Annotated in this window: 8 protein-coding genes; 2 read left to right on the forward strand and 6 right to left on the reverse strand. The window is 38.4% G+C overall.

Annotation, left to right across the window (positions count from 1 at the left end):
* Window positions 1–195: 195 nt before the first annotated feature.
* Entirely contained in the window at window positions 196–1,371 is a 1,176-nt protein-coding gene (locus V7K21_RS04495; protein WP_335171924.1) for a patatin-like phospholipase family protein, read from the forward strand.
* Window positions 1,372–2,164: 793 nt separating this feature from the next.
* Here the strand turns inward: V7K21_RS04495 and tsaE are convergent.
* On the reverse strand, window positions 2,165–2,620 hold the full coding sequence (tsaE, locus tag V7K21_RS04500) for a tRNA (adenosine(37)-N6)-threonylcarbamoyltransferase complex ATPase subunit type 1 TsaE (protein ID WP_335171927.1): 456 nt from the start codon (window positions 2,618–2,620) through the stop codon (window positions 2,165–2,167).
* A gap of 92 nt (window positions 2,621–2,712) precedes the next feature.
* On the reverse strand, window positions 2,713–4,083 hold the full coding sequence (locus V7K21_RS04505; RefSeq protein WP_335171930.1) for a gluconeogenesis factor YvcK family protein: 1,371 nt from the start codon (window positions 4,081–4,083) through the stop codon (window positions 2,713–2,715).
* Window positions 4,084–4,257: 174 nt separating this feature from the next.
* Between V7K21_RS04505 and ruvC the strand changes: the two genes are divergently transcribed.
* Entirely contained in the window at window positions 4,258–4,749 is a 492-nt protein-coding gene (gene ruvC, locus V7K21_RS04510) for a crossover junction endodeoxyribonuclease RuvC (RefSeq protein ID WP_335171932.1), read from the forward strand.
* A 347-nt stretch (window positions 4,750–5,096) separates the two neighbouring features.
* Here the strand turns inward: ruvC and V7K21_RS04515 are convergent, their stop codons facing one another.
* The 4 genes from V7K21_RS04515 to V7K21_RS04530 all read right to left on the reverse strand — a co-directional run bounded on the left by V7K21_RS04515 (window position 5,097) and on the right by V7K21_RS04530 (window position 7,327).
* Complete coding sequence (locus V7K21_RS04515) at window positions 5,097–5,222, reverse strand: hypothetical protein (RefSeq protein ID WP_335171934.1); 126 nt, start codon at window positions 5,220–5,222, stop codon at window positions 5,097–5,099.
* A gap of 363 nt (window positions 5,223–5,585) precedes the next feature.
* On the reverse strand, window positions 5,586–6,734 hold the full coding sequence (locus V7K21_RS04520) for a hypothetical protein (protein ID WP_335171936.1): 1,149 nt from the start codon (window positions 6,732–6,734) through the stop codon (window positions 5,586–5,588).
* Between the two features lie 66 nt (window positions 6,735–6,800).
* Window positions 6,801–7,133 (reverse strand): hypothetical protein, encoded by a 333-nt coding sequence (locus V7K21_RS04525; protein ID WP_335171939.1) that lies wholly within the window; start codon window positions 7,131–7,133, stop codon window positions 6,801–6,803.
* A gap of 2 nt (window positions 7,134–7,135) precedes the next feature.
* A complete protein-coding gene (locus tag V7K21_RS04530) occupies window positions 7,136–7,327 on the reverse strand; it encodes a hypothetical protein (protein WP_335171940.1) in 192 nt (63 codons plus the stop codon).
* Between the last annotated feature and the right edge of the window lie 116 nt (window positions 7,328–7,443).

Below are 7,443 nucleotides of genomic sequence, written 5' to 3' on the forward strand. Positions count from 1 at the left end.
TGTTGAAAGTGTCAATCACATCCTCTCGGTTCGTTGTGCTTATCTCAATGGTTTATTAGCTATTTGAGTATTTCTGCCAAAAGTGGATGCTCCCTTCAAAGGATAATCTGCTATCAAAGCAACTGCAATAGGTTGAGGCAGCTTCGAGAGCTAAACAGGGTAATGGAACCTAGAAATAATTAAGGAGAATTGCTTATGTCCTTCAAAATTTTGGCTTTAGACGGTGGTGGTATTCGTGGAGTCATTGCAGCACGAATACTTCAACAAGTAGAACAAGAAATAAGAAATCAGGGGAAAGGAAACTTTTTACACGAATACTTTGACCTGATTGCTGGCACTTCTACTGGTTCAATATTAGCAGGAGGGATTGCTATAGGAAAGGAGAGTGATGAACTGATTAAACTGTATAGAGATAGAGCTAAAGATATCTTTCCGCCAGATAGAAAAGAGCGCTATAAAAACTTCCCGTCCATCATCAAACCAATTCTTGATGTATTTTCAGCACCTAAATATTCTCATGATGGAATTATTAGTGCCCTCAAAGATGCGTATAAATCCACAAGAATAAAGGATATTGAAAAACCTATTATCTTGATTCTTGCTTACGATACGTTATATCGTAACACAACCTTTTTTACAAATTGTCATCCCGATCTAGGAGACAGATGGTACGATGACTGTTATTTATGGGAGATATGTACCGCTTCTGCCTCAGCTCCCACTTTTTTTCCACCATATAAATTAAAACCTGTAGATAAAGAAAAATTTGGTGATTGGGAATTCCCACACATTGATGGAGGAGTTTCTGCTAATAACCCCTCTCTTTCAGCTTTAAGTCTAGTTATGAGGCTCAGTCAGTCTTCAGTCTCTCCAACAATCAAGCAAAAATATAAACTTGATAATCTGCGATTGGAAGATATTTCTATCCTTTCTATTGGCACAGGTCAAACTGGTGAACCATATCAATATGAGCAAATAAGCAAATGGAGAGGCTTAGACTGGGTAGAACATATTTCTAATATCTTTATGGAACCTACATCTGAGATTGGTAGTACGATTTGCCGACAAATCATGGGTGGATACGATTCCAAACGTTACTTACGGCTTCAGTTTGACTTAAATGAGACATTTAAACCTAAGCCAAAAGAGACTTATAAAGATCCTCGGATTGTATTACCTCCAGAAGATCGAAAAAACCGATTTACAGGGCAAAAAGTCACTGAAGAAATAGATAACACTAGTTCGGAGATTATTCAGCAGTTAATAGATACTACCTCTGCATTCATTGATAAAGGTCTTACGTACTATACCAGAGACGACTCCGGTTCTCAAGTAAAAAAGGCGATTGCTTCTTTTATTAGAGATAACTAGTGCATCCACGTAGGCATATTAATCTCAACTAATTTAGGATAAAATATCTCGTATTTTTACTATAATTATGTATAAATACGAGATGTTTTATTTTAATTTTTTTTGATGTCAGAGCTAATTACAGATGTGAAGATAAAAATCATTTGCTAGTTAAACTTATTTAAAATAATTTAAAAAATCATTAAATAGTTTATTTTTTTGGATAGATTTTGAACTAACTTGGGAATACTAAGCGTAAGGAAAGTTAGACGAATTATACAGAACTTGATTGTTGTTTAACTTTTCTCTTTTAGCTTTCGCTGCTAAATAATCCAGATTGCTTCTCCGAATGATAGTAGGTAACTAATCTGGTTCAACCAAGCTGACTAAGTTCTGTAAAAACTCTCATTTAACCCAACAACAGTTTATTTAAATTTGCTTGATTCACCCACCATCTATCTAAATCAGGTTTTCACTGCTGATTACAGCAATAAAACCACCAGATGCTAATCCGGAATATTTATCAATACTGTTCAGTTATGAATCACTACAGGTTCAATACTAAAAGAACCAGATTGTAATTCAACCTTGGATCTCTGTTTTTAGCTTTAACTGAACCTGATTGCAAAATATCTGCTCTTGAACAATTCTTTCGTTTATTTTTGGTTGAAATAACAATGTTAGTGATTTACAATGGTGAGCGTGGTAGTGGCAGATAGGACGAATGGGGAGTTCTCCCTCGACTATTTGCAGAAATTTTCTAGTATTGTGATCAAAAAAGTGAAATCCCCCGTATTTAAGTCGGGAGATGAGCTTAAATCGTGGCAATGACTTCGCTAATGGCACAATTGAATGGTATAAGTTCGACTTGACGTGTGCCCCCATGCTCATAAGTCAAACTCACACTTAGATAACTATCTGGCTTGTAGGGCAATCGTTCCGCCCATTCAACTGCCACAATTCCTGGTATGACCTCAATACCTTCCCAGTAACTTTCTAAATTCAGGGCTGCAACTTCTTGTGGTTCTAAGCGATATAGATCTAGGTGGTAAAGGGGGAGGCGTCCTTCCGTGTACTCATTAATCAGGGTAAAAGTGGGACTGACAATAGGTTCAGCGATTCCCAAACCCTTGCCAATACCTTGAACTAGGGTAGTTTTCCCAGCACCTAAATCACCTTCTAGTAAAATTACACTGCCAGGAGTTAGGGATTCGCTGAGAGTAACACCTAAGCGTAACATCGCCTCTGTATCTGCAAGAAAGATTTTCATAATTAGTCAAGAGTCAAAAGCAAAGCCGGAGACTTGCGTTGCCTCCGGTTAAGAGTCAAGAGCTAGCTCACTATGAACTTTGGACTATTAACTCATCTTCCATGATGAGCTCTACCGTACCACCGCAACAACACTTGTGCTAGTTTCTGTGGATTGTGACGGACAAAACCCGTTTCATCTTCATACAAAACATTCGCTGGAACAATCCTTCGCCCTAGCTGAGTTACGGCTTCTCTATCCAGGAAAACGGGATGGGAGTTTTGTTGGGCGTAGCGGATGAGTGATTGCTCCGAAGGGGATTTTTTATGTATTAGCACAGCATCGAATAGCCGTCTTTGCCCACAAGCAGCATCAATTGCTCTGATGTGATCGGCAACAGTGTAGCCTTCGGTTTCACCTGGTTGAGTCATTATATTGCAGATATAAATACGGGGGGCATTTGTTTGAGCGATCGCATCGGCAATTTCTGGTACTAGTAAATTAGGAATCAGGCTAGTATAAAGACTACCTGGGCCAATAATGATGTAATCAGCTTCTTTAAGTGCCTTAATAGCTGCTGGGACTGCTGGGGGATTAGCTGGAATGCAGCCAATTTTGACAATTTTACCGCCAGCTTTGGGAATGCTAGACTCCCCATCAATGCGGCGACCATCGGCTAATTCTGCCCAAAGGCGAACATCACTGAGAGTTGCTGGTAGTACTTGTCCCCGTACCGCTAGCACTTTGGAACTGGCTGCAACTGCTTGTTCTAAATCTCCAGTAATATCGCTCATTGCCGTTAAAAACAAATTGCCAAAACTGTGACCCGTCAATCCATCTCCAGCCCGAAAGCGGTATTGAAACAATTCTGTTAATAACTTTTCTTCATCTGCTAGTGCAGCCAAACAATTGCGAATATCCCCTGGTGGTAGCACTCCAAATTCTTGACGCAATCGCCCAGAAGATCCACCATCATCGGCTACAGTCACAATAGCAGTAATATTAGCGCTATAGGTTTTCAATCCCCTCAACAACGTAGAAAGTCCCGTACCCCCACCAATTACCACTATTTTCGGGCCTCGGTACAATCGATGATGTGCCAGCAAGACATCGATAAGTTCTTCTCCGCCTTCTGCTCTTAGCACCTTAGTAATTGAGCTTACAGTGCGAGTTTGCCCCCAAAGCACTAACAGCAAGCCGCCAAGCAGCACCAAAGGCCCACTGATATAGTTGGGTAAGATGTTGGTGATTACTAAGAGAAAATTCTTAAACAACTCGATCATCCAAAAAATTGGGGTCAGCTTAATCCAAATAGCTAACCCCAAACTCGTTAGCAGTACACCCCCAACACTGATCAACAACCAACGTTTTACCGATAGTCCAGGGGATAACCATTTGAACCACTGATTAACCCGATAGGAAGTACGAGAGCGCGACTGCTTTTGCAGGGCGTTGAGGGCTTGTCTGAGAAAACCAATTGACATACCTGATTTGGAGCAGTGCTACAAACAATAATTAACAGAAAATGTACACCACTTGGTTTAAAACACCAGGCGTGGAACTATTATATTTGTCAATTCCTTTAGACTAAGAGAAAGTCGTGAAGATTGCCAGTATTTCTAGTTAAACAATACCCTGGCTTGGTAAAAGTGAATTTAATGGAAAAACGAATTTTAGGATTAGATCCAGGACTGGCAACTTTAGGATTTGGGGTAATTACCTGCACACAAATTCCCAACAAAGTGCAAGAGACTACAGTAAATATGCTGGATTTTGGGGTAATCAAAACGTCAGCAGATGTAGAAATGGGACAGCGCCTATGTACCTTGTTTGATGATTTACATACCCTGATGGAGGAATTTCAACCAGATTTAGTAGCGATCGAGAAACTATTCTTTTATCGGATGTCAAGTACAATCCTGGTAGCACAGGCGCGGGGTATACTCATTTTGGTGTTGGGGCAGCGTCGTCTTCCCTACGTAGAGTTTACTCCTGCTCAAATTAAGCAAGCTTTAACAGGCTATGGTAATGCTGATAAGTTAGATGTGCAAGAGGCAGTGGCGCGGGAGTTAGATTTAGATGAAATTCCCAAACCTGATGATGCTGCGGATGCTTTGGCAGTAGCATTGACTGCTTGGTTTCAGGTGTAGGGTTGTATGCAAATAATAAAGTTCTTCTCTAAGTAGCACATAAATACAAATACTTAAAAGTTACTTAATAAACTTTTGCAACTGACAATTGGTGTCTGCATAGAAACATCTAGATTGAGAGGATGCATATAAATAAAATCTGTATATAGGGCGATCGCTGTCACAAAATATGATTTTTGGAACGTCTCATTGCTGAGTATGGCGATCGCACCAGTTTTAAAAGAAGGGGAATTATAACTTTGCCAAAAGTCAAAACAAACTGTAGAGAAGTGATGGAGAAATAAAAAGCGAAGCTTTCTGCACCTGTTGTTTCCATTAATTCCACTTCTTTGAAGAGAAGCGGCTTCCTACGGCATAAGACCGACTTTCCGGCGGTGAAGATTTGAGGTTTCCATTAATTCCACTTCTTTGAAGAGAAGCGGCTGGGTTGCTACTAGTGAGAGTATACCTGGATTTGTTACAGAAGTTTCCATTAATTCCACTTCTTTGAAGAGAAGCGGCCCCTCTTATTTAAACCCTTACCCAGCTTAATGTCCAGATGCCATTTGCGACGGGGTATACACCTACAGCAGAATTCAACCATAATACATAGACAGAAAAACCCTGAAACCTTTAAGCAGAAAGACATCGGCGGGGTCAACGATAGAATAAGCATTCGCAACTTTTACCGACCCCACCGCAAGGGCTTCTATTCTAGAAAGCAAAAAAGTAACTCTTTAACCATAACAAAAATTATTTGATCACCAAAAGACCTATAGAAATTCCAGAAAATGGGCATATCGCATTCAAAATTTTCGGCTCTTTCTACACTCTTAATTGGCTTTCATCTTTAGCACTTAAATAAGAGAGTCTGCTATTTCTTGAAGTTTCTTATTCAACTTCTCTCTTTTGTAATCAAGTTGGAAATAATTAATGGCTTTCAAAAATGGTTGTTTAACATGATTCACATAAGCTGACATAACATCATTGACTTGATTGTTTTTAAATCCCAATAAATAATCAATTACTTCCTTCTCTTCAACCCCGCACAAATTGTGCATTAATTGGTTACGGAGGTCATCTTCTGTATTCCTATTAGAGTCACAATACCATAATAATAACGGCCACTTGGCAAAAGTCTTATCTATATTCTTTAACCAGGCAATTAGAGCAAAGTTTTTGTTAGTAACATCAAAATCTTTATCTGTATTAAATCTAAAGTCCTCTACAGGAAACCGTAATTTTTGTAAAACTCCTTTTTTCTCATTAATACTTTGAGAATTAATAGATTTGTTTAAAAAGAAACCGCGGGGAATCCATTCTACTGAGTCAGAAACTTTTTGAGAGCTACCATTTAAAATTACAGTTTCATTAATCATCGCTACTTGTGACAAAATAGCTAGCTTCAAAAAGGTTTCTTGAGCAGCAGCAAGAAGAGTAATCCCTTGAAGATAATTTCTTTGATTGAAGAAAAAGTGTATGAGATCAAGAGCATCAACAATTCGCTGAGTAGCTTGGGGAATGGCAAAATCTTGGCTGCTATCTATTAGAGTAGTATGGAGATTAAAAAAATCAACAATATTCTTTAAGTTAGCTATAGCAGCTTTGTCTATTCTATCTATATCTTCTAATATTTTGAGTGCAGCACCAGGGAAGCCTCCGATAATTAGCTGCTTGGCTTTTTGAATCTGTATCCCCCGCCGATAATTAGAGCTTTCAATAGCTTCTGATTTAGATTTCTGTTCATAATTTTCATCAAAATATTCATTACTAACTAAAAACTTAACTTTCTGAAATCTGCCTAAGCTAACAAATTGTACAGCCGAAGATATCGCTGGTGTTCCAGCTTGATGACTAACATAAACAGGTTTTAGTAGATTAGAGTCTAACTTGCAGAATGCTTCTTCTACCAAAGAAAGGGTTTCATTCCAATTATCTATACCTTTATCGGCGTTTTTTGGTGTAAGATGTAAAAATTCTAGTTGACAGTTAAACTTTTCTCGCAAATACCACTCTAATAGAGGTTTAAGTGTACAAGTGTCTTGCCAGTAAGGACATTTTTCGTAAATAATTTAGTCTTGGTCAAATATTTCACTTTGGTCTGTCAGCAAAATTATAATTCTTTCCGGCTTGATTTTGCTATCTAGAAAATATTGACAATAAGTATCAAGGAGCGGAAATTTTAAATCTGACTCGTATTTATCTAGTTTATTACCATAAACTAGACCTAAAACTCTAGCAGGGACTGTATATCCTGCTTCTTTATTAGAGGGATCTTTCAGAGGAGGTGAAGCGAACTCTGTACATTCCAAATCATATCTAACTTCACTATATAAACTTCCCCAATTTTTATCCTGTTTGAGAATGATATCACTATTACCTGTGGTGACAATCCAAATACTCATATTTATTCTCCCCAAAGTTTAGTAAACTCGCTAGTTGCTAAGAAAGTTAAAAATTCTTGTGTTTTCTCATCTTTTTTATCAGGAAAAATGGTGAGTAACTCTACAAACTCTTTTCCCTTGCGCTTCATCTCTCCTTCTTTATTTTTGATATAGCGTGGGTACATTCGATGCCAAATTCTACCAATTTGACTCATTTTACCTGTGAGGCTTGAGCCTTTACAGCATTTACGGGTGTTATGAGGTACAGTAGCAGCAACTAGCAAACCAGTTTCTTAAATGTTGAGGATTTATTAAGCCGAGTGCAACTGAG

The organism is Nostoc sp. (genome assembly GCF_036919595.1).
Taxonomy (GTDB): domain Bacteria; phylum Cyanobacteriota; class Cyanobacteriia; order Cyanobacteriales; family Nostocaceae; genus Nostoc.

Excerpts from the sequence above, each read along its gene's own strand:
- V7K21_RS04495 (WP_335171924.1), top strand. The coding sequence starts at position 196 with ATGTCCTTCAAAATTTTGGCTTTAGACGGTGGTGGTATTCGTGGAGTC.
- tsaE (WP_335171927.1), bottom strand. The coding sequence starts at position 2,620 with ATGAAAATCTTTCTTGCAGATACAGAGGCGATGTTACGCTTAGGTGTT.
- V7K21_RS04505 (WP_335171930.1), bottom strand. The coding sequence starts at position 4,083 with ATGTCAATTGGTTTTCTCAGACAAGCCCTCAACGCCCTGCAAAAGCAG.
- ruvC (WP_335171932.1), top strand. The coding sequence starts at position 4,258 with ATGGAAAAACGAATTTTAGGATTAGATCCAGGACTGGCAACTTTAGGA.
- V7K21_RS04515 (WP_335171934.1), bottom strand. The coding sequence starts at position 5,222 with ATGGAAACTTCTGTAACAAATCCAGGTATACTCTCACTAGTAGCAACC.
- V7K21_RS04525 (WP_335171939.1), bottom strand. The coding sequence starts at position 7,133 with ATGAGTATTTGGATTGTCACCACAGGTAATAGTGATATCATTCTCAAA.
- V7K21_RS04530 (WP_335171940.1), bottom strand. The coding sequence starts at position 7,327 with ATGAGTCAAATTGGTAGAATTTGGCATCGAATGTACCCACGCTATATC.